Here is a 19,203-nt window from a genome sequence, read left to right on the forward strand (position 1 = left end):
ATGACGACGAGCAACACGAATTCGCGGCTGCGTTTCGCCTGCGAAAGCATCGCCGATGACGGCACGCGCTCCACCGCCGTGCACCTGGTCGCGCCGCGCGCGCTGGTGGTGGCGGGCTGGACCGGACGCGACATCGCCGCCATCGAACACCACATCGAGGAACTGGCCGAGCTCGGCGTGCCGCGCCCTTCGAGCGTGCCGCTGTACTACCGCGTGGCGGCCCAGCTGCTGACGCAATCGAGCGCCATCGAGGCGCTGGGCGACCAGAGCTCCGGCGAGGCCGAGCCGGTGCTGTTCTTCTCGCAAGGCGAGTGGTGGCTGAGCGTGGCTTCGGACCACACCGACCGGCAAGTCGAGAGCTACTCAGTCGCGGTGTCGAAGCAGATGTGCGCCAAGCCCGTGGCCGAGACCGCATGGCGCTGGCGCGACGTGCAGGCGCACCAGGACACGCTGGAACTGCGCTCGCGCATCCTGGAGGACGGCCGCTGGGTCGACTACCAACGCGGCACGCTCGCATCGATCCGACCGCTGGCCGGCCTGCGCGACGGCATGCCCGGCGCGAGCGCCGCGCCCGAAGGACTCTTCATGACCTGTGGCACGCTGGGCGCGCTGCCCAACGCCAAGGGCGAAGGCATCCGGCCCGCGACGCAGATGGAAATCGAACTGCACGACCCGAAGCTGCAACGCCGCATCGTGCATCGCTATGCGGTGGAAGCACTGCCGGTGGTGGCATGACGATGGCGATGAAGAACGGCAACACCATCGCGGCGCTGCGCGGGCGCATCGCGCGCGGCGAGCTCTCGCACGAAGCGCTGATCGACGAAGTGCTCACGGCGGCCGGACAGCCTGCCGCGCGGCACGTCTTCACGCGCACCTACGCCGACGCGGCCCGCGCCGCCGCGCGCCATGCCGATGCGGCGCGCAAGGCCGGCATCGAGACGGCACCGCTCGCCGGCCTGCCGGTGTCGGTGAAGGACCTCTACGACGTGGCCGGCGAAACCACCATGGCGGGCTCCGCCGTCTGCGCGGGCGAAGCGCCTGCCGGGCACGACGCGACCGCCGTGGCGCGGCTGCGCGCGCAAGGCGCGGCCATCGTCGGCAAGACCAACATGACCGAGTTCGCGTTCTCCGGCGTGGGTATCAACCCGCACTACGGCACGCCGCACAACCCGGCCGATGCGCAGACTGCGCGCATTCCGGGCGGCTCGTCGTCCGGCGCAGCGGTGTCGGTGGCGCTCGGGCTCGCGGTGGCGGGGCTGGGCTCGGACACGGGCGGCTCCATCCGCATTCCCGCCGCGCTGTGCGGGCTGGTGGGCTTCAAGAGCACGCAGTCGCGCGTGCCGCGCACAGGAGCCTTCGAGCTGGCGCGCTCGCTCGACACGGTGTGCGCCATGGCGCGCAGCGTGGAAGACTGCCTGATCGCTGATGCCGCCATTGCCGACGCGCCGCTCGCGGTGCGCCGCCGTCCGCTGCAGGGCATGCGCCTGGCCGTGCCACGCACGCTGATGTTCGACGACATCGAGCCCGCCGTGGCGCGCGCCTTCGACCGCGCGCTGCAGGCGCTTTCGGCAGCGGGCGCGCAAGTCGTGGACATCACCCTGGCCGAGCTCGCCGAGATCGCGACCGTCAACGCACCCGGCGGTTTCTCGCCGGTGGAGGCCGCCGCCGTGCACCGCGAGCGCTTCGCCACGAAACGCGACGGATTCGACTCGCGCGTGGCCGCCCGCATCGCGCTGGGCACCGAAGTGCGCGCCGCCGACTACATCGCCATGCAGGACCGCCGCCGCGACTGGATCGGCCGAGTCGGCCGCGCCATCGAAGGCTTCGACGCGCTGGTGTGCCCGACCGTGCCCATCGTCGCGCCGCCCATCGACGCACTGGCGGAAGACGCGGCCTTCTTCAGGGCCAACGGCCTGCTGCTGCGCAACACCTTCGCGATCAACCTGCTCGACGGCTGCGCCTTCAGCCTGCCCTGCCATGAGGCGGGCGAACTGCCGGTGGGGCTCATGCTGGCGTCGGTGCGCGGCGACGATGCGCGGCTGGCGGCGGTGGCGCTGGCGGCGGAGGCCGCGCTGCAGCGGTGAACGGTGGGCGGCGGCCTCAGGCCGTGGCGGTGGTCACCGGCTTGGTGAGGGTGGCCGTCGCCTTGGCGCCGAGCGTCATCTCGGTGATCCACGACACCAGCAACGCGCCGTAGGCCTGGCGCCACTCCTGCTTCGAGAGCGCGTGGTCCGCGTCGGAGAGCACGCGGTAGGTCACCGACTTCACGCGCTTGAAGGCGCCGAGGTAGTTCTCGACCACCGGGTGCGGCACGATCTGGTCGTGCTCCGACTCCACGATGAGCACGTCGCCGGCGAAGTCCGCGCAGGCCGCGAGCGCGCGGTTGTCCTTGGGCCCGACCAGCGATCGGCGGTAGGCGACCAGGTCGGAGCGGCTGAGCTGGCCCTTGGGCGTGTCCCACTCGCCGTCGCGGTAGAGCGCGGGCGCACGCAGCGCCAGCCAGCGCACCGGCCGCATGGCGCTGACCAGCGCGGCCAGGTAGCCGCCGTAGCTGCTGCCGACGATGGCGATGGCCGCCGGATCGACTGCCGGGTGGCCGACCAGCGCGTCGTAGGCCGCGAGCACGTCGCGCAGGTTGTCCTCGCGCGTCACCTCCATGCGCTGCGCGGCGTGGCGCGCGTGGCCGCGCAGGTCGAAGGTCAGGCACACGCAGCCCAGCGCGGCGAGTTCGTGCGCGCGCTTGGCGTACTGCTCCTGGCTGCCGTCCCAGCCATGCACCAGCAGCACCCCCGGCACGGTCGTCGAGGCCGCGAACAACGTGCCCTCGATGTGCTGGCCGTCGACCGGAATGTCGATGGTGCTATGGCGCGTCGGCATGGCGGTCTCCGGGGAGGATCGTGTACTTCGCGAGCGGGCCGACGCGGCTGTCCGTCCCCTGATAGGCCACGATGGCATCGGCAGGCACCAGCACCGAGGGGCCGTAGACCTCGAAGCACGAGGCGCGTACCTCGCGCCGCCCGGGGTCGGCATGCAACGCTTCGAGCCCCGCTATCTCGGCGCCGGTGGCGCCGCCCACGCGCCACGACTGCTCCAGCACGCCAGAGCGCCATTCGCCGCTGCCATCGACGCCCTGCGCCACGTCGTAGTTGACGCGCGAGGCGAAGAAGCCGGGGTAGCAGTCGATCACCGCGCGGTGATAGCGCCGCGCCTGCTCGATGGCGCGGCGCAGCGAGGGCGACGCAACGCCGGCGATCAGCGCGTCGAAGTCGCCGCTCACCATCACCAGATCGGAGCCGCCATAGACCTCTTCGCCGGCGTTGTCGCTGGTGGTGCGCTGCACGCCGCAGTAGCTGACGGTCATGCCGGCCACCAGCAACTGCCCGACGCTCCAGGTGACCGGGTCTTCCAGGTTCGCCTCGAGGACGAGGCCGCTTCGCGCGAGGCCCGCCTGGTCCATCTCGCCGATGCAGCTGCCGAGTGCCTCGGCGCTCTCGACGACGATCTGCCCGCGCCCGCCGGTGGCCGTCACCGGCTTGAGGCGCACGGGGCCCGCATCGAGCATCGCGCGCCCGGCCCTCAGCGCCTCGTCGGCCGAGAAGCACGAGAAGCCCGGCAGGGCCGCATCGCCGACCTCGCGGGCGAAGCGCGTCGACCAGCCGTCCGGCCTCGCGGCGCTGTTCTCGTCGATCAGCGGATGGCTGATGACCTTGGTGGCGACGAAGGCATGCGGCACCACGCCGCCGAACAGGTCGTCCACGCCGGCGATGCCCATGGCGTGCACCCGGACCGGGTCGGAAAGGGTGTCGCTGGGCACGAAATAGTGCCGCGAGCCTGAGGGCGCCGGGCAGGCGTACTCGCCTTCGAAAGCGCAGCCGATCAGCACCGCCAGCCGCCGCCCGTAGTTGGCGCGGGTGGCATGCTCGTGCTCGGTGCAGTAGCCGCGCGGGTCCACGTCCAGCGTGACGACGCTGCACGGGCCGGGCACTGTGTCGGCCACCCTGGCCTTTTCGGGGGAAAGCGCTTGCACGGCGGTGTGTCTGGCTTCAGCCCTTGCCGGCCTTCGCCTTCTCTTCGGCGTCCTTCTTCTTTTCCGAGGAAGGCAGCTTCACCTTCGTCACAGTGACGGACACCGGATCGCTGGCCGGAAAGGACTCTTCCACACCGCTGTCTAGCGCCTCCTCGCTGGCAGGCTGCTCCGTGGGCTTGGCCTTCTCGACCTTGCCCTGCTCAGGGTTGCCGGACGTGGGAAAGTGGAATTTCCCCGGCGATTTCTCTTCTTTCTCTTCTGGCTGTTGCTGCTTCGAAGTCATGGATGATGGCCTCCTGGCTTGTTCACCGCTCCATGTTGTGCGGGCGCAGCCCGCGGCTGGTGGGAGGGAGGTGCGGATGCGTGTGGGAACAGTCCGGCGCGGAGCCGTCGGTGGGCTTCGTCGGCTATCGCGCGGCTCATGTCCTCGATCGTGCAGGCCGCGGTCGCCCCCTCCTCCCCGGCGCGCGGCGACGGTGCGCCGCCCTACCTGTTCTCGGGGATCGACGGCGCTGCATCGCGGGTGCTATCTTGCCGCCCGCCCAAGCCGGGCAGCCGATGACTCAACACCAGGGGACGGACCATGCCGACGCTCGATCAGGTGCTGCAACAGGCCTTGTGGAAAGACAAGACGATCGCTCGGGAAACCTTGCTGCGCGCCGGCGCCGACGTGGACACGGCACCGACCGCGGACGAAGTCGAGCGGTACAGCCGCCGCCTGCTGAGAAACAAGCGCTGGGTTCCCAGTGCCGAGGCTGCCGCCGCGCTGGAACTCGTGATCGGCGTGCGCCCCGACCCGGAGAACCAACCGAACACCTACCACGGCGGCTTCCTGCGCGGAAACGCCGCGCTCCCCTGGAGGCATTTTTCGCGCGAGCGGATCGCGTTGCAGCTGATCGTGCGGATCGCGGACTACAAGTACATCGAGCAGCAGCACCATTCGCTGTGCGGGCCGGTCACGTTCATGCACGACATCGCAAAGCGAGCCCCTCAGCACTACGCGGCCTACGTGATCGGGCTGGCGGAAAACCGCCGCGGCACCCTCGGGCAGATGACCGTGAAGGTCAAGTCAGGCTCCTCGCTGCTGGGCAAGCGCATCAACAGCGCCCCCGGCTCGCCGAGGATCTGCGAGGCCGACTACATCGCGCTGGCCAGCCTGCGCGACGGCAGCAACATCCTGGCCTACCGCTCGCCCTTCACTCACACGATGCTCGAAGGCGCGACCTCGCCGGCCGACATGGTCCGGTGGATGCGCGACACCGGCTACCAGCATGTGGAGGACCACAGTCACATGGGCAGCTGGCGCCTGCGTGGCCTGCTCATCAAGGCGCACCGCACCAGCGTCGGCCAAAACACCGTGGGCCCGCACCTGAACCAGATGCGCCACAAGCGCAACGCTGGCCACACCGTCATGATGTGTGCCGCGGGCAGCCTCGCCAACATGGCGCTGGGCCGTCACCTGCGCGACGACATGACGATGCGTGTATTCGGCGGCCACTTCATGCTGGTGAATTCCGTCGATGTGACGGCCAACGGCGCCATCTTCGACCTCGTCACCTGGGGCCGCGACAGCAGCGAGAACCGGATCGAGATTCCATGGAGCAAGCTCGCGAGCTGGTACGGCGGCTTCGTCAGCGGGCTCCCCTGAATTCCGGCCGCTAGACTGGCGCCACGTCGCCATCGAACGGAGAGCGCCCATGTGCCGCAGCATCAAGACCCTCTATAACTTCGAGCCGCCCGCCACCGAGCAGGAGATCCGCGCCGCCGCGCTGCAGTTCGTGCGCAAGCTCAGCGGCTTCAACGTGCCCTCGAAGGCCAACGAGGCAGCATTCAATCGCGCGGTCGATGAAGTGGCGGCCACGGCGGCGCGGCTGATCGACTCGCTGGTGACGACGGCGGAGCCGCGCGATCGCGCCATCGAAGCCGAGCGCGCCAAGGCCCGCTCGGCGCTGCGCTTCGGAAGCGGCTCCACCGCCTGACCGCGCCTTGCCCCCGGGGCCGATGGCCGAGGACCCGCATGCCAACATCTTCGGATGAGCAACACACGCCTGAACCGGCGACGAACGGCGGGTCATGACCACAGCGCAGCGCCGCCGCCCGGCCTTTGATATGGTGCTCGCCAGCACCACCATGCGAAGTCCGAGCACATGAAAAAGACCTACACAGGCGGCTGCCACTGCGGCGCCGTGAGATTCGAGGCCGACATCGACCTCAGCCTCGGCACGCTGCGCTGCAACTGCTCGATCTGCACCCAAACCCGCTTCTGGCCCGCCATCGTCGCAACCGATGCCTTCCGGCTGATCGAAGGCGAGTCCGAACTCAGCGAGCAGATGCTCGACACCCGCAACAGCCACTACATCGTCTGCAGGCATTGCAGCGTGCGCGCCTTCGGCGTGGGCCATTCGCCCAAGACCGGCGAGAGCGCGTATGGCGTGAACGTGACCTGCCTGGACGACGTGGATCTCGACGACCTCGCCAGCTCGCCGATCAGCTATGTCGACGGACACCGCGGCAACTGGCACGTCGCGCGCACGGCCATCGGCAACTGACGAAGAAAATCGCTTCCCGCAAGCCCCCTCTTCACCTTCTTCTGGAGACAAGTACATGTCCATCGAACTCTGGCTCGCCTTCGTCGCGGCCTCCGCCCTCATGCTGGTCATTCCCGGGCCGACCATCCTGACGGTGATCAGCTATTCGATGTCGCACGGCAGGCGTGCCAACCTGCCGCTGGTGGCGGCCGTGGCGCTGGGCGACTCCACCGCGCTGGTGGTGTCGCTGCTGGGGCTGGGCGCGCTGCTCGCCACCTCGGCCTTCTGGTTCACGGTGGTGAAGTGGGTGGGCGGGCTGTACCTGCTGTACCTGGGCATCAAGCTGCTGCGCGCGGGCATCACATCGGCCGCGATCGCCACGCCGGCCGCGCCCGCCTCGCGCCTGCGCCTGTTCGCCAACACCTACCTGGTGACCGCGCTGAACCCCAAGGGCATCGTGTTCTTCGTGGCCTTCCTGCCGCAGTTCATCAATCCGGCGGCGGACGTGACGCGACAGCTGTGGGTGCTGGCCGTCACCTTCGTGGTGCTGGCATCGACCAATGCCACGCTCTACGCGGTGTTCGCGGGATCGGCGCGCAGGCTGCTGTCTTCGCAGCGCGCGCAGCGGCGCTTCAACCTCGCGGGCGGCTCGCTGCTGGGCGCGGCGGGCATCTGGGCGCTGATGGCGCGCCGGCCGGGCTGAGCGAGCCTTCCTTCAAGACGCAAAAAGGCCGCGAAGCACGGAGCTTCGCGGCCTTTTCTTTTCGTCGCAGCGCTATGGATCAGTTGCGGTACGGATTGTTGGGATTGCGGTCGTACCGGTTCGGAACGCCGTCGCCGTCACGGTCCCTGTCGTAACGGTTGGGCACGCCGTCACGGTCCCGGTCGCCGTAGTGCGGGCGCGGCGGCGGCGGGCGGTCGTAGGGTGCGACCACGCAGCCGGCCAGGATGGCCGATGCGGCCAGCAGGATCGCCAATGTCTTCGTCATGCGAGTTCTCCTTGGAGTGTTTGTGAAACCGGGGTTCGCCTCCTGCGAGCCGGTAGTGCATTGAAGGCCACGCCGGTACGCGCCGGGTTTCCGTATTGAAGCCCTCGCGTGAAGTTCGTTACCGGATGTGGAACACGATCCTGACTCTGCCCCGGGACGCAGAAGCCGCAAGGCAGCGCGCAGCCCATTGCGCGGTAGGCGCGGTTCCCGTGGTGCATCGGCGAGAGAGAATGTCGGCGCCCACGCTTTTGCTTTTGGATACCGGTTCTTTCTACGCCCGATGCAGTCCACGTCCTTCGTTTTCTCCCGCAAGACCCTCGCAGCCCTGCTGATCGCCGCGGCGTGGGCGCATCCGGCCGGGGCCGTGGTGAGCTTCGAGGAAGTGAAGCGCGATTTCCGCTCGTCCGACACCGCCGTGCTCGACCGCAACGGCGAGCTGCTGCAGCGCGTGCGCACCGACCCCACGGTGCGGCGCGGCCAGTGGACCGCGCTGGCCGACGTGTCGCCCGCGCTGCGCACGGCCATGGTGCTGAGCGAGGACAAGCGCTTCTACGAGCACAGCGGCATCGACTGGCGCGCGGTCTCGGCCGCCGCCTGGGGCAATCTCTGGAACACGCGCACGCGCGGAGCCTCGACCATCACGATGCAGCTCTCGGGCCTGCTCGACGAGGACCTGCGCCGCAATTCGGGCGGGCGCAGCTTCACGCAGAAGATCGGGCAGACGGTGGCGGCCGCGCAGCTGGAGCGCAACTGGCGCAAGGACCAGATCCTGGAGGCGTACCTCAACACCGTGCCGTTCCGCGGCGAGATCGTGGGCATCGACGCGCTCTCGCGCACGCTCTTCGGCAAGGCGCCCAGCGGGCTCGACGCGCGCGAGGCCAGCGTGGCGGCGGCGCTCGTGCGCGCGCCGAACGCCAAGCCCGCCGTGGTGGCGCAGCGCGCCTGCGAAGTGCTGCGCACCATGGAGCCGCAACAGAAGACCGACTGCGAGGCGCTGGACATGTTCACCAGCGCGGCGGTGCAGCGGCGGGCCTTCGAGCCGAACGAAGGGATCGCGCCGCATGCCGCTCGGCGCGTGCTGCGCGAGATGCGAGACGCGAACGCGGCGGCTGCGCCCGTTGCAACCGCCGCCGTGCCCGCACCCAAAGGCAAGGACAAGGAAACCGGCGTGCGCACCACCCTGCGCGCGCCGCTGCAGCGCTTCGCGCTCGACACGCTGCAGCGCCACCTGCGCGAACTGCGCGACCGGCACGTGGAAGACGGCGCGCTCGTCGTGCTCGACAACGCGACCGGCGAAGTGCTCGCCTGGGTCGGCTCCTCCGGTCCGCTGAGCCAGGCCGCGGAGGTCGACGGCGTCACCGCGCTGCGGCAGCCGGGCTCCACCCTCAAGCCGCTGCTCTACGGCCAGGCGATCGCCGAGAAGCGGATCACGGCGGCCTCGCTGATCGAGGACTCGTCGGCGCAGATCAGCACAGCCAGCGGCCTCTACATTCCGCAGAACTACGACCGCCGCTTCAAGGGGCCGGTGTCGGCGCGCACCGCGCTGGCTGCATCGCTCAACGTGCCGGCGGTGCGCACGCTCGTGATGGTGTCGCCCGAGGCCTTCGCGCGCGAACTGCGCGCCGCAGGACTGCCGCTGCGCGAGAGCGGCGACTACTACGGCTACAGCCTCGCGCTCGGTAGCGCCGAGGTGTCGCTGTTGTCGCTCACCAACGCCTACCGCATGCTGGCCAACGGCGGTCGCTACGCAACGACGACGCTGACCGTGCGGCCCGTGGAAAAACCGAAAGCCGCTGCTGCCTCGCAGCCGCCGGTACTCGACCCGCGCGCGGCCTTCATCGTCGGCGACATCCTTTCCGACCCGAATGCGCGCACCCGCACCTTCGGGCTCGACAGCATTCTTTCCACCCGCTTCTGGACAGCCGTGAAGACCGGCACCAGCAAGGACATGCGCGACAACTGGGCCGTGGGCTGGTCGCAGCGCTACACGGTGGGCGTATGGGTGGGCAACGCCAGCGGCGAGTCGATGTGGGACGTGAGCGGCACCAGCGGCGCGGCGCCTGTGTGGGCCGAGGTGATGCGCTTCCTGCACTCGCGCGAGCCGAGCCGCGCGCCGTCGCCGCCCGCGGGCCTGGTCGAGGCGCAGGTGAGCTTCGGCCCCGGCGCCGATGGCAATCCGCTGGAGGCGGCGCGCAGCGAGTGGTTCCTGCAGGGCACGGAGCAGCCGCTCTTCGCGCTCGACACCGGCATGGCGAGCGATGCCTCCGCCACGGCGCGCATCACCGCGCCGGCCGACGGCACGATCATCGCGCTGGACCCCGACATTCCGCCGCAACGCCAGCGCGTGCGCTTCGACTCCGAAGGCCGCGGGGTGCAATGGCGCGTCGATGGCAAGCCGCTGGCGCGCGGCAACAGCGTGCAGTGGTTTCCATGGCCGGGGCGCCATGTGATCGAGCTGGTGGATGCCAGCGGCAAGGTGGTCGACCAGCGCCGGCTCGAGGTGCGCGGCGCGGGCGTGGTGGCGAAGAACGGCAACGGCGGCGGCAACAGCGCGCGGCGCTGACTCAGGGCGCCCTGAACACGTCGAGGAAGTAGTCGACGAAGGTCCGGATCTTCGGCGTGTTGCGGCGTGCGGGCAGGTAGCTCAGGTGGATGTCGTGCGGCTTCAGCGCAAGCGAGGGCAGCACCGGCACCAGCGTCTCGCCGTCGATCTGCGGCCGCGCGAGAGACTGCGGCACGAGTGCGATGCCGCGCGCCGACAGCGCGAGGCGCAGAACCATTTCGGGGTCGTCCGACTGGAACACGCTTTCCACGCGCACGCGGTGCGTCTTCTCGGCGGTCGCGAGGCTGATCTCGCGTTTGCGCAGGTCGGCGTCGGTGGTCAGGAAGCGATGCGCGGACAGGTCGGACAGGCCCAGCACAGGAGGATGGCGCGCCAGGTAAGCCGGCGCGGCGCACAGCATCAGCGGCTCCTGCTTCAGGTGGCGCACCACCAGTTCGTCGCTGCCCTCGCGCCCGCAACGGATGGCCACGTCGGCCGCGTCGCGCAGCAGGTCGGCATGGTCCTTTCCAGTCTCGACCGTCACCTCCAGCCGCGGGTAGGCGGTCATGAAAGCCGGCAGGTGGTTCATCAGCAGTTCGCGGCCGTAGTAGTGCGGCACGGCGATGCGCAACCGCCCGGTGACCGCGCCGCCGTCGGACGAGAGATTGAGCATGACGTCGTCGAGGATCGTCAGCGCATGCTGGGCCGCCGCGAGGAACTCGCGGCCTTCCTCTGTCAGCGCGAAGCGGGTGGCGCCGCGATACAGCAGCAGGTGGCCGACGGTGGCTTCCAGTCTCTGGAGCTGGCGCGACGCGGAGGCCTTGGGCACGTTGAGCACTTCGGCGGCGGGAGTCAGTCCCCCGAGTTGCGCGGCCTTGGTGAACAGCCGCACGTCCGACAAAGAAAAGTCCTTCATATCGCTTCAACGCGGTCCGTTTTTTCTGCGCTCCCCTGAACGCTCCGCGTGACGGTCGGGAAGGGAGAGCCGGACCACGGAGCAGGACAACTTGCGGATTCACAAGCTACCTTTGGTTTCATTCTCTGACAGGACGCTCCGGACGAACAATACTTTCGGCAACAGCTGCCCAAGGCCGGGAAAAATTCACTCAATGCGGACAAATCCGCGAAATCGCCTTGCGCAACTTTCGAACAGGGTTGCAGTTTTTGTAAAGGCGCTATCCGGATCAATCACCGCGTGTAGAGTCCGGTTTCTGTTTGGGGGCAGAATTCATCCGATCATTGAACGACCAGACTCACTCGATGCTTGCCCAAGCCCCCCGCACTTCCCTTGCAGACACCGCAGCCGACAGCATCCGCGCCGAGATTTCCGCCGGCCGCTGGGCTGTCGGTTCGCGCATCCCGATCGAGCCGCAGCTCGCGCAGCTGCTGGGCGTGAGCCGGGGCACGGTGCGCGAGGCAGTCAAGACGCTGGTGTCGCGCGGCCTGCTCGAAGTGCGCCAGGGCTCGGGCACCTATGTGCGCTCGGGCTTCGATCCGTCGTCCAGCCTGCAGAAGATGCGGCTCGCCAGCCTGCGCGACCAGTTCGAGGTGCGCCGCGCGCTTGAAGTGGAAGCCGCCCGGCTCGCGGCGGTGCGCCACACGCCGCGCGACCTGCGCCGCCTGCACGTGCTGCTCGACAAGCGCGGCAGCTTCGACCCGGCCGACAACGGCGCCGCCTTCATCGAGCGCGACCTCGCCTTCCATCTCGCCATCGTCGACGTGTCGGGCAACCTCGCGCTGGCCGAAACCTGCCGCTTCGTCACGGGCTACATCAAGGAAACCATCGCGAGCTCGGTGGGCAGCGCCCTGCCCGAGCCCGACGAGGCCGCGCACCGCGCCATCATCGAGGGCATTGCCAGCCGCGACCCCGACGTGGCCGCCGCGGCGGTGCGCGCCTTCATGGCGCCGATGATCAACGCGCTGGCGCTGGGTTCGTGATGAACTCGGCCACCCTCGCACGCGGCAATGCCGCCTCCTCCTCCTCTTATTCCGCTTCCGCTTCCGCTTCCGCCCACCGCGCCGGCGACGAACTGCTGATCGACGCCGAGGCCGACAGCCTGCCCGCGCCGCGCCCCACGCCCGCTCCTACTCTCGCGCGCCGCATCCTGCTCGGCGCCAGCGTGGTGCTGATCGCCTTCAACCTGCGCCCGGTGTTCGCCAGCCTCTCGGTGGTGCTGCCGGAAATCATCAAGGCCACCGGCCTCTCGGCCACCGCCGCGAGCCTGCTGACCACGCTGCCGATCGTCTGCCTCGGCGTGTTCGCGCCGCTCGCGCCGGGCCTGGGCCGGCGCTTCGGCACCGAGCGCACGCTGCTCGGCTGCATGGTGCTCATCCTGGTCGGCACGGTGCTGCGCGGCACCGGCAACATCCCGCTGCTGTTCCTGGCCTCGGCCATCGCGGGCAGCGGCATTGCGGTATCGAACGTGCTGCTGTCGGGCCTGGTGAAGCGCGACTTCGCCTCGCAGGCGGCGCTGATGATGGGCCTCTACACCATGGCCGTGTGCGGCGGCGCGGCCAGCGCGGCCGGCCTCACGGTGCCCATCGAGCACGCGCTGGGCGGCGGCTGGACCATGGCGCTGGCGATGTGGGCGCTGCCGGCCGCGCTGGTCACGCTGATCTGGGCGCCGCAGGCGCTGCCGGTGAAGCCGGTGGCGAGCGAATCGGGCTTCACCGTGCGCGGCCTCTGGAGCGACAGGCTGGCCTGGCAGGTCACGTTCTTCATGGGCCTGCAGTCCGCCCTCGCCTACATCGTGATGGGCTGGCTCGCCCCGATCCTGCGCGAGCGCGGGCTGGGCAGCGAAACGGCCGGCTACGTGGTGTCGCTGTCGGTCATGACGCAGGTGGTGACCTGCCTCGTGGTGCCGGCGCTGGCGGTGCGGCTGCGCAACCAGCGCGGCCTGGCGGTCGCGCTGGCGCTGCTCACGGTGGGCGCGATGCTGGCGATGCTGTTCGCACCGCTGGGCGGCGTGTTCGGCGTGTGGGCCTGGGCCGTGCTGCTGGGCATTGCGCAGGGCGGCACCTTCGCGCTGGCGCTCACGATGATCGTGCTGCGCTCGCCCGACTCGCACGTGGCCGCGCATCTCTCTGGCATGGCGCAGGGCGTGGGCTACATGGTGGCGGCCTTCGGGCCGCTGGTAGCCGGGCTGCTGCACGGCTGGACGGGCAGCTTCCGCGCCTCGTCGTGGCTCTTCATCGGGCTGGGCATCGCGCTCGTGATCGCAGGCCTGGGGGCCGGACGCACGATGCACGTGGGCACGACGACCGTGCCGCGCCACTGAGGCGCGGGTCTGCTGCCTACTGCGGCCCGCCGCAGAAGCCCGCGCGCTCGGTGGTCTTCGCGGTGAAGAGCACGCGCGTGGTGGTCGCCGCGCTGCGCGGCTCGTTCTGCGGCCACTCGGTCTGAACCCAGGTGTATTGCCAGTCGTACGGGGCGCCGGGTTTGAAAGTCTCGCCATAGGCGATGCGCAGGCTGCCGAAGCTCTCGTCGTGGCAGTGCTTCGAGGTCTTGTATTCCTTCTCGCTGAAGCAGGCGCGGATCATCTTGGAGCACGAGAACGGAATGCCCTCCTGCACCGCCTTGCCACCTTCGAGCGGCACGAAGTCGGCGGTGTCGAACGAGGCGCCGCCGCCCGAATACCCTTCCGACACCGTCTGCAGCACCGCCGCTGCCCACTTGCCCTCGGCCACCGGATAGAGCGCCGGCGCGAGCGAGAGACGCGCCTCGGACCGGCTGGCGTCGCTGTCTTTCTTCAGGGCCTGCGCGTAGTCGGAGAAATCGTGGAGGCGAGTGAGCTGCCAGCCCTTCGCGTCGCCGGCGTCCCGCCTGACACGCGCCATGGCCAGCGGTTCGGCGGAGAGCACCACGTAGTCGCCGGGCGCGGCGCCGCGCGGACGGTAAAGGCCCAGTTGCTGCGCGTTGCAGGGCTGCGGCAGCAGTGCGCACAGGCGCGCGCGCCATTGCGCATCGAGCGAATCGGGCTTCTTCACCGCATCGAACACCTGCGCCGACGGCGCGGAAAGATCGGGAGCGGCAAGCACCGGGGCGGCGAACGGCAGCAGGGCGAGCAGGAGCGGCAGTTTTCTCATGGAGCCGGATGGTAGCCACCGCCGGGGCGCCTGATTGATAAAGTCGCACGCGACCATGAATCCTTCTTCTCCCGCCCTCCTCCAGATCGACGCGCTGCGCTTCGCCTACCCCGACCAACCCGCGCTGGTGTCCGGCTGGAACGCATCCGTCGGCCCGGGTGTCACGCTGCTCTATGGCGATACCGGCACGGGCAAGTCGGCCCTGCTGCAGGTGATCGCCGGCGCGCTGCCTGCCTCCGCCGGTCGGCTGACCGTGGCGGACGTGAGCCTCGACGCCGCGCCCGAGGCCTACCGCCGCCAGGTGTTCTTCGTCGACCCGGTGACCGATCGCTTCGACCAGCTCAGCGCGCGCGAATGCACGGCTTCGCTCGTCGAGGGCGACGCGGGCTTCGACGAAGCGAAGTGGCAAGCCATCGCCGACGGCTTCTCGCTGGCGCCGCACCTGGACAAGAAGATGTTCATGCTCTCGACCGGCTCGAAGCGCAAGGTGTGGATGGCCGCCGGGCTCGCGTCGGGCCGGCCGCTCATACTGCTCGACGAGCCGACCGCCGGCCTGGACATGCCCTCGACGCGCTGCCTGTGGGCCACGCTCTCGGGCTTCGCGGCGCAGGCGAGGCAGGCGGTGATCGTGGCCAGCGCGGCGCGCATCGACACCGTTCCGCTGGCGGCCACCATCGAACTGCCGCTGGCCTGACGCCTGCCTGCCTTCAGGCCGCAGCGTCGAAGTCGGTGCTGCGGCTCAGGGCTTCCCAGGCTTCCATATCCTTGAGCAGCGCCTGCGCATGGGCGCGCACCGCGTCGACCGAGTCGCCGCCCAGCTGCAGGCGCAGGGGCGTGTGCCCGGCTTCCAGCGCCTTCGCGATGGCCACCGCCGCCTTGCGCGGATCGCCTGCCTGCGTGTTGTGCATGCTGTGCGCGAACTCGCGCGTGGCACCTACCACCGGCTGATAGGCCTCGATCACCGGCATGTGGCGCATGCCGCTGCCTGCGAGCTGGGTACGAAACTGGCCCGGTTCGACGATCAGCACCTTGATGCCGAAGGGTGCGACCTCCTGCGCCAGCGCTTCCGAGGCGCCTTCCAGCGCGAACTTGGAGGCCGAATACGCGCTGAAGCCCGCGAACGACAGCTGCCCGCCGAGGCTGGAGATGTTCACGATGGCGCCCGACTTCTGCGCGCGCAGCACCGGCAGCGCGGCGCGGGTGACGGCCATGGCCCCGAAGAAGTTGGTGTTCATCAGCGCACGCAGATCGGCGTCGGAGGTTTCCTCCAGCGCGCCGACCACGCCGTAGCCCGCGTTGTTCACGAGTACGTCGATGCGGCCGAAGCGCGCCACCGCGGCCTCGACGGCGGCTTCGGCGGCGCCGGCCGCGTCCACGTCGAGCGGCGTGGCCAGCACGCGGTCGGGTGCCAGCGCCACGAGGTCGGCGAGGCGCCCGGCATCGCGGGCGGTGGCGACCACGTTGTAGCCCAGGGCCAGCGCGTGCTCGGCGAAGGCGTGGCCGAAGCCGGAGGCGGCGCCAGTGATGAACCAGGTCTGGCGGGTCTGCGAGGCGCTGCTGCTGGAGATGTTGGCGGTGGTGGACATGACGTTGGCTCCTTGGGGTGTTGAGGGTTGCCGTGAAGGCATGGCGTGACTGTTCCAGCAAACACACTCAACGACTAGACGGTTCAAATCGAATGCACTGTGCGATACAGTGCATGAATGGACCGCACTCTGCTCCCACATCTCGCCATCGTGCTGGCGGTGCACCGGCGCGGCGGGTTCGCCGCGGCGGCGGCCGAGCTGGGCATGAGCGCCTCGGCCGTGAGCCACGCGGTGCGCGCGGTCGAGGACCACCTGGGCCAGCCGATCTTCGCGCGCACCACCCGCAGCGTGCGGCTGACCGAGGCCGGCGCCAGCTTCATCGGCATGCTGGCCCCGGCCATGGGCGAGATCGCCGACGCGGTGGACCGCTTCGGCGAGTCGCTGGGGCGGGTGAGCGGCGTGCTGCGCATCAACGCGCCCCACGTGGCACTGCCGCTGGTCATGACGCCGCTGGTGGCCGAAATGTCGCGCCGCCACCCGGAACTGGTGATCGAGATCAGCTGCGACGACGGCCTGGCCGACATCGTCGCCAGCGGCCACGACGCCGGCGTGCGGCTGGGCCACACCGTCGCGCAGGACATGGTGGCGGTGCGGCTCACCCCGCCCTTCGAGGCCATCATGGTGGCCACGCCGCGCTATCTGGCCACGGCCGGCGAGCCCCGCAGCATCGAGGCGCTGCAGCAGCACAACTGCATCGGCTTCCGCTTCGTGACCTCGGGCGGCGTGTACGCCTGGGATCTGCGCGACAAAGCTGGCGCCCACGTTTCGGTCGAGGTGCCGGGCACGGTGCGGGTCACCGACGCGCTCTACGCCCGCGACCTGGCGCTGGCCGACGTGGGCATCGCCTACATCTTCGAGCCGCTGGTGCGCGCCGAGCTGCGCGACGGCCGGCTGCGCCAGCTGCTGCCGCGCTCGGCCTTCGGGGAGCCGGGCCTGTTCCTGTACTTTCCCCGCCGCGCGGCGCAGGCGCCCAAGCTGCGCGCCTTCGTCGACCTGGCCCGGGAAATGCTCGAAAAGACTGTTTCCGGCCAGCCGGGAGCCCTTTAAGACTCGCTTCCGGCCGGGGCTTGGTAACCCGCATGGCGAAACCCGCTCCCGGCGGGCGACAATCGGGGGCTCCGGCAAAAAACGGGCTACCCCCCGGACAGCCGGAAGTTCCAGCCAACCCGACAACCAGGATCTACGGAAGCAAGCGCATGAGCTCGAAGCAACCCACCATCGTCTACACCCTCACCGACGAGGCGCCCCTGCTGGCGACCTACGCGTTTCTGCCCATCATTCGCGCCTTCACGAATCCGGCCGGGATCAACGTCGAGACCAGCGACATCTCCGTGGCAGCCCGCATCCTGGGCGAATTCCCCGACTACCTGAGCGACGAGCAGAAGGTGCCCGACAACCTCGCCGAGCTGGGCAAGCTCACGCTCAAGCCCGAGGCCAACATCATCAAGCTGCCCAACATCAGCGCCTCTGTGGCCCAGCTCAAGGCCGCCATCAAGGAACTGCAGGGCAAGGGCTACAAGATCCCCGACTACCCCGAGAACCCGACCACGGACGAGGACAAGGACATTCGCGCGCGCTACAACAAGTGCACCGGCAGCGCCGTGAACCCCGTGCTGCGCGAAGGCAACTCCGACCGCCGCGCGCCCAAGGCCGTGAAGGAATACGCGCGCAAGAACCCGCACAGCATGGCCGAGTGGAGCCAGGCCTCGCGCTCGCACGTCTCGCACATGCACGGCGGCGACTTCTATCACGGCGAAAAGTCCATGACCCTGGACCGCGCCCGCAACGTCAAGATGGAACTGCTGACCAAGAGCGGCAAGACCATCGTGCTCAAGCCCAAGGTCGCGCTGCTCGACCGCGAGGTCATCGACTCCATGTTCATGAGCAAGAAGGCGCTGCTGGCCTTCTATGAAAAGGAAATCGAAGACGCGCGCAAGACCGGCGTGATGTTCTCGCTGCACGTCAAGGCGACCATGATGAAGGTCTCGCACCCCATTGTGTTCGGCCACTGCGTGAAGATCTTCTACAAGGAAGCCTTCGAGAAACACGGCAAGCTGTTCGACGAGCTGGGCATCAACGTCAACAACGGCATGGTCGACCTCTACAACAAGATCGCCACGCTGCCGCAGAGCACGCAGGACGAGATCAAGCGCGACCTGCACGCCTGCCACGAGAACCGCCCCGAGCTGGCGATGGTCGACTCGGCCAAGGGCATCACCAACTTCCACTCGCCCAACGACGTGATCGTGGACGCCTCGATGCCCGCCATGATCCGCAACGGCGGCAAGATGTGGGGCGCCGACGGCCGCCTGAAGGACGTGAAGGCCGTGATGCCCGAGTCGACCTTCGCCCGCATCTACCAGGAGATCATCAACTTCTGCAAGTGGCACGGCGCCTTCGACCCCAAGACCATGGGCACCGTGCCCAACGTGGGCCTGATGGCGCAGAAGGCCGAGGAATACGGCTCGCACGACAAGACCTTCGAGATCCCCGAAGACGGCGTCGCCAACATCACCGACCTGGACACCGGCGAAGTGCTGATGAGCGAAGACGTGGAGCAAGGCGACATCTGGCGCATGTGCCAGGTCAAGGACGCCGCGATCCGCGACTGGGTCAAGCTGGCCGTCAACCGCGCGCGCAACTCCGGCATGCCGGTGGTGTTCTGGCTCGACGCCTACCGTCCGCACGAGGCGCAGCTGATCACCAAGGTCAAGATGTACCTGCACGAGCACAACACCACGGGCCTGGACATCCAGATCATGAGCCAGGTGCGCGCCATGCGCTACACGCTGGAGCGCGTGGTCCGCGGCCTGGACACCATCAGCGCCACCGGCAACATCCTGCGCGACTACCTGACCGACCTGTTCCCCATCATGGAACTGGGCACCTCGGCCAAGATGCTGTCCATCGTTCCGCTGATGGCCGGCGGCGGCATGTACGAGACCGGCGCGGGCGGCTCGGCTCCCAAGCACGTGCAGCAGCTGGTGGAAGAGAACCACCTGCGCTGGGACTCGCTGGGTGAATTCCTCGCGCTGGCCGTGAGCCTGGAAGACCTGGGCCTGAAGACGAACAACAAGAAGGCCGCCATCCTGGCCAAGACGCTGGACACCGCCACCGGCAAGCTGCTCGACAACAACAAGAACCCCTCGCCCAAGACCGGCCAGCTCGACAACCGCGGCAGCCAGTTCTACCTGGCGATGTACTGGGCCCAGGAACTGGCCGCGCAGACCGAGGACAAGGAACTGCAGGCAGCCTTCGTGAAGCTGGCCGAGACCCTCACCGCCAACGAGAAGAAGATCGTCGACGAACTCGCGGCCGTGCAGGGCAAGCCGGTGGACATCGGCGGCTACTACCTGGCCGACCCCGCCAAGTTCGAAGCCATCATGCGTCCGAGCGCCACGCTGAACGCGGCGCTGGCTTCGGCGTAAGAAGGCCGATCGACATC

General features: G+C 69.1%; 19 protein-coding genes. 12 read left to right on the forward strand and 7 right to left on the reverse strand.

Features of this window, described 5'->3' with window-relative positions; translation table 11 throughout:
• Window positions 1-735 (forward strand): DUF2848 domain-containing protein, encoded by a 735-nt coding sequence (locus AC1VNX_RS26960; protein ID WP_483160645.1) that lies wholly within the window; start codon window positions 1-3, stop codon window positions 733-735.
• Between the two features lie 2 nt (window positions 736-737).
• Window positions 738-2,084, forward strand: coding sequence for an amidase (locus tag AC1VNX_RS26965; RefSeq protein ID WP_483162022.1), 1,347 nt, complete (start codon window positions 738-740; stop codon window positions 2,082-2,084).
• A 16-nt stretch (window positions 2,085-2,100) separates the two neighbouring features.
• Here AC1VNX_RS26965 and AC1VNX_RS26970 read toward each other — a convergent pair whose 3' ends face one another.
• Genes AC1VNX_RS26970 through AC1VNX_RS26980 form a run of 3 tightly spaced genes read right to left on the reverse strand, consistent with a single transcriptional unit; the run spans window position 2,101 to window position 4,310 of the window.
• Window positions 2,101-2,877 (reverse strand): alpha/beta hydrolase family protein, encoded by a 777-nt coding sequence (locus AC1VNX_RS26970; RefSeq protein ID WP_483160646.1) that lies wholly within the window; start codon window positions 2,875-2,877, stop codon window positions 2,101-2,103.
• The gene (locus AC1VNX_RS26975) at window positions 2,861-4,027 is read right to left on the reverse strand and encodes a DUF3182 family protein (RefSeq protein ID WP_483160647.1); all 1,167 of its coding nucleotides are present in this window, start codon (window positions 4,025-4,027) and stop codon (window positions 2,861-2,863) included. The genes AC1VNX_RS26970 and AC1VNX_RS26975 overlap by 17 nt, the downstream gene beginning before the upstream one ends.
• A gap of 16 nt (window positions 4,028-4,043) precedes the next feature.
• Window positions 4,044-4,310, reverse strand: a complete 267-nt coding sequence (locus tag AC1VNX_RS26980; RefSeq protein WP_483160648.1) for a hypothetical protein — start codon at window positions 4,308-4,310, stop codon at window positions 4,044-4,046.
• Window positions 4,311-4,610: 300 nt separating this feature from the next.
• Here AC1VNX_RS26980 and AC1VNX_RS26985 point away from each other — a divergent pair, with 300 nt between their 5' ends.
• The 4 genes from AC1VNX_RS26985 (at window position 4,611) to AC1VNX_RS27000 (ending at window position 7,258) form a co-directional block, all read left to right on the forward strand.
• Window positions 4,611-5,675 carry a hypothetical protein gene (locus tag AC1VNX_RS26985; RefSeq protein WP_483160649.1) on the forward strand — a complete coding sequence of 355 codons (1,065 nt, stop codon included), beginning with the start codon at window positions 4,611-4,613 and terminating at the stop codon, window positions 5,673-5,675.
• A gap of 49 nt (window positions 5,676-5,724) precedes the next feature.
• The gene (locus tag AC1VNX_RS26990) at window positions 5,725-6,006 is read left to right on the forward strand and encodes a DUF2277 domain-containing protein (RefSeq protein ID WP_483160650.1); all 282 of its coding nucleotides are present in this window, start codon (window positions 5,725-5,727) and stop codon (window positions 6,004-6,006) included.
• A gap of 168 nt (window positions 6,007-6,174) precedes the next feature.
• Complete coding sequence (locus AC1VNX_RS26995; RefSeq protein WP_483160651.1) at window positions 6,175-6,576, forward strand: GFA family protein; 402 nt, start codon at window positions 6,175-6,177, stop codon at window positions 6,574-6,576.
• A gap of 55 nt (window positions 6,577-6,631) precedes the next feature.
• Window positions 6,632-7,258 carry a LysE family translocator gene (locus AC1VNX_RS27000; RefSeq protein WP_483160652.1) on the forward strand — a complete coding sequence of 209 codons (627 nt, stop codon included), beginning with the start codon at window positions 6,632-6,634 and terminating at the stop codon, window positions 7,256-7,258.
• Window positions 7,259-7,337: 79 nt separating this feature from the next.
• Here AC1VNX_RS27000 and AC1VNX_RS27005 read toward each other — a convergent pair whose 3' ends face one another.
• Window positions 7,338-7,544 carry a hypothetical protein gene (locus AC1VNX_RS27005; protein ID WP_019654179.1) on the reverse strand — a complete coding sequence of 69 codons (207 nt, stop codon included), beginning with the start codon at window positions 7,542-7,544 and terminating at the stop codon, window positions 7,338-7,340.
• A 280-nt stretch (window positions 7,545-7,824) separates the two neighbouring features.
• On the opposite strand from AC1VNX_RS27005, the gene pbpC reads away from it, so the two are divergent.
• Window positions 7,825-10,107 carry a penicillin-binding protein 1C gene (gene pbpC, locus AC1VNX_RS27010; protein ID WP_483160653.1) on the forward strand — a complete coding sequence of 761 codons (2,283 nt, stop codon included), beginning with the start codon at window positions 7,825-7,827 and terminating at the stop codon, window positions 10,105-10,107.
• Between the two features lies 1 nt (window position 10,108).
• Here the strand turns inward: pbpC and AC1VNX_RS27015 are convergent, their stop codons facing one another.
• On the reverse strand, window positions 10,109-11,002 hold the full coding sequence (locus AC1VNX_RS27015) for a LysR family transcriptional regulator (protein WP_483160654.1): 894 nt from the start codon (window positions 11,000-11,002) through the stop codon (window positions 10,109-10,111).
• A gap of 344 nt (window positions 11,003-11,346) precedes the next feature.
• Between AC1VNX_RS27015 and AC1VNX_RS27020 the strand changes: the two genes are divergently transcribed.
• Both AC1VNX_RS27020 and AC1VNX_RS27025 read left to right on the forward strand, forming a co-directional pair.
• Window positions 11,347-12,024, forward strand: coding sequence for a FadR/GntR family transcriptional regulator (locus AC1VNX_RS27020; protein WP_483160655.1), 678 nt, complete (start codon window positions 11,347-11,349; stop codon window positions 12,022-12,024).
• The gene (locus tag AC1VNX_RS27025; protein ID WP_483160656.1) at window positions 12,024-13,364 is read left to right on the forward strand and encodes a CynX/NimT family MFS transporter; all 1,341 of its coding nucleotides are present in this window, start codon (window positions 12,024-12,026) and stop codon (window positions 13,362-13,364) included. The genes AC1VNX_RS27020 and AC1VNX_RS27025 overlap by 1 nt, the downstream gene beginning before the upstream one ends.
• 16 nt (window positions 13,365-13,380) lie before the next feature.
• Here AC1VNX_RS27025 and AC1VNX_RS27030 read toward each other — a convergent pair whose 3' ends face one another.
• The gene (locus AC1VNX_RS27030; protein ID WP_483160657.1) at window positions 13,381-14,172 is read right to left on the reverse strand and encodes a hypothetical protein; all 792 of its coding nucleotides are present in this window, start codon (window positions 14,170-14,172) and stop codon (window positions 13,381-13,383) included.
• 55 nt (window positions 14,173-14,227) lie between these two features.
• Here AC1VNX_RS27030 and AC1VNX_RS27035 point away from each other — a divergent pair, with 55 nt between their 5' ends.
• Window positions 14,228-14,866, forward strand: a complete 639-nt coding sequence (locus AC1VNX_RS27035) for an ABC transporter ATP-binding protein (protein WP_483160658.1) — start codon at window positions 14,228-14,230, stop codon at window positions 14,864-14,866.
• Between the two features lie 13 nt (window positions 14,867-14,879).
• Here the strand turns inward: AC1VNX_RS27035 and AC1VNX_RS27040 are convergent, their stop codons facing one another.
• Window positions 14,880-15,758, reverse strand: coding sequence for an oxidoreductase (locus tag AC1VNX_RS27040; protein ID WP_483160659.1), 879 nt, complete (start codon window positions 15,756-15,758; stop codon window positions 14,880-14,882).
• A gap of 117 nt (window positions 15,759-15,875) precedes the next feature.
• On the opposite strand from AC1VNX_RS27040, the gene AC1VNX_RS27045 reads away from it, so the two are divergent.
• Window positions 15,876-16,805 carry a LysR family transcriptional regulator gene (locus AC1VNX_RS27045; RefSeq protein ID WP_483160660.1) on the forward strand — a complete coding sequence of 310 codons (930 nt, stop codon included), beginning with the start codon at window positions 15,876-15,878 and terminating at the stop codon, window positions 16,803-16,805.
• A gap of 149 nt (window positions 16,806-16,954) precedes the next feature.
• On the forward strand, window positions 16,955-19,186 hold the full coding sequence (locus AC1VNX_RS27050; RefSeq protein WP_483160661.1) for an NADP-dependent isocitrate dehydrogenase: 2,232 nt from the start codon (window positions 16,955-16,957) through the stop codon (window positions 19,184-19,186).
• Window positions 19,187-19,203: the final 17 nt, after the last annotated feature.

It is taken from the genome of Variovorax sp. TLI9-5A (assembly GCF_056867935.1).

Bases quoted from the DNA above. Each gene is read 5' to 3' on its own strand.
- AC1VNX_RS26995 (WP_483160651.1), top strand. From the start codon at position 6,175: ATGAAAAAGACCTACACAGGCGGCTGCCACTGCGGCGCCGTGAGATTC.
- AC1VNX_RS26970 (WP_483160646.1), bottom strand. From the start codon at position 2,877: ATGCCGACGCGCCATAGCACCATCGACATTCCGGTCGACGGCCAGCAC.
- AC1VNX_RS27015 (WP_483160654.1), bottom strand. From the start codon at position 11,002: ATGAAGGACTTTTCTTTGTCGGACGTGCGGCTGTTCACCAAGGCCGCG.
- AC1VNX_RS26965 (WP_483162022.1), top strand. From the start codon at position 738: ATGGCGATGAAGAACGGCAACACCATCGCGGCGCTGCGCGGGCGCATC.
- AC1VNX_RS27020 (WP_483160655.1), top strand. From the start codon at position 11,347: ATGCTTGCCCAAGCCCCCCGCACTTCCCTTGCAGACACCGCAGCCGAC.
- AC1VNX_RS27045 (WP_483160660.1), top strand. From the start codon at position 15,876: ATGGACCGCACTCTGCTCCCACATCTCGCCATCGTGCTGGCGGTGCAC.
- AC1VNX_RS27005 (WP_019654179.1), bottom strand. From the start codon at position 7,544: ATGACGAAGACATTGGCGATCCTGCTGGCCGCATCGGCCATCCTGGCC.
- AC1VNX_RS26960 (WP_483160645.1), top strand. From the start codon at position 1: ATGACGACGAGCAACACGAATTCGCGGCTGCGTTTCGCCTGCGAAAGC.
- AC1VNX_RS26985 (WP_483160649.1), top strand. From the start codon at position 4,611: ATGCCGACGCTCGATCAGGTGCTGCAACAGGCCTTGTGGAAAGACAAG.
- AC1VNX_RS27040 (WP_483160659.1), bottom strand. From the start codon at position 15,758: ATGTCCACCACCGCCAACATCTCCAGCAGCAGCGCCTCGCAGACCCGC.
- AC1VNX_RS26980 (WP_483160648.1), bottom strand. From the start codon at position 4,310: ATGACTTCGAAGCAGCAACAGCCAGAAGAGAAAGAAGAGAAATCGCCG.
- AC1VNX_RS27050 (WP_483160661.1), top strand. From the start codon at position 16,955: ATGAGCTCGAAGCAACCCACCATCGTCTACACCCTCACCGACGAGGCG.
- AC1VNX_RS27000 (WP_483160652.1), top strand. From the start codon at position 6,632: ATGTCCATCGAACTCTGGCTCGCCTTCGTCGCGGCCTCCGCCCTCATG.
- AC1VNX_RS27035 (WP_483160658.1), top strand. From the start codon at position 14,228: ATGAATCCTTCTTCTCCCGCCCTCCTCCAGATCGACGCGCTGCGCTTC.
- AC1VNX_RS27030 (WP_483160657.1), bottom strand. From the start codon at position 14,172: ATGAGAAAACTGCCGCTCCTGCTCGCCCTGCTGCCGTTCGCCGCCCCG.
- pbpC (WP_483160653.1), top strand. From the start codon at position 7,825: ATGCAGTCCACGTCCTTCGTTTTCTCCCGCAAGACCCTCGCAGCCCTG.
- AC1VNX_RS27025 (WP_483160656.1), top strand. From the start codon at position 12,024: ATGAACTCGGCCACCCTCGCACGCGGCAATGCCGCCTCCTCCTCCTCT.
- AC1VNX_RS26990 (WP_483160650.1), top strand. From the start codon at position 5,725: ATGTGCCGCAGCATCAAGACCCTCTATAACTTCGAGCCGCCCGCCACC.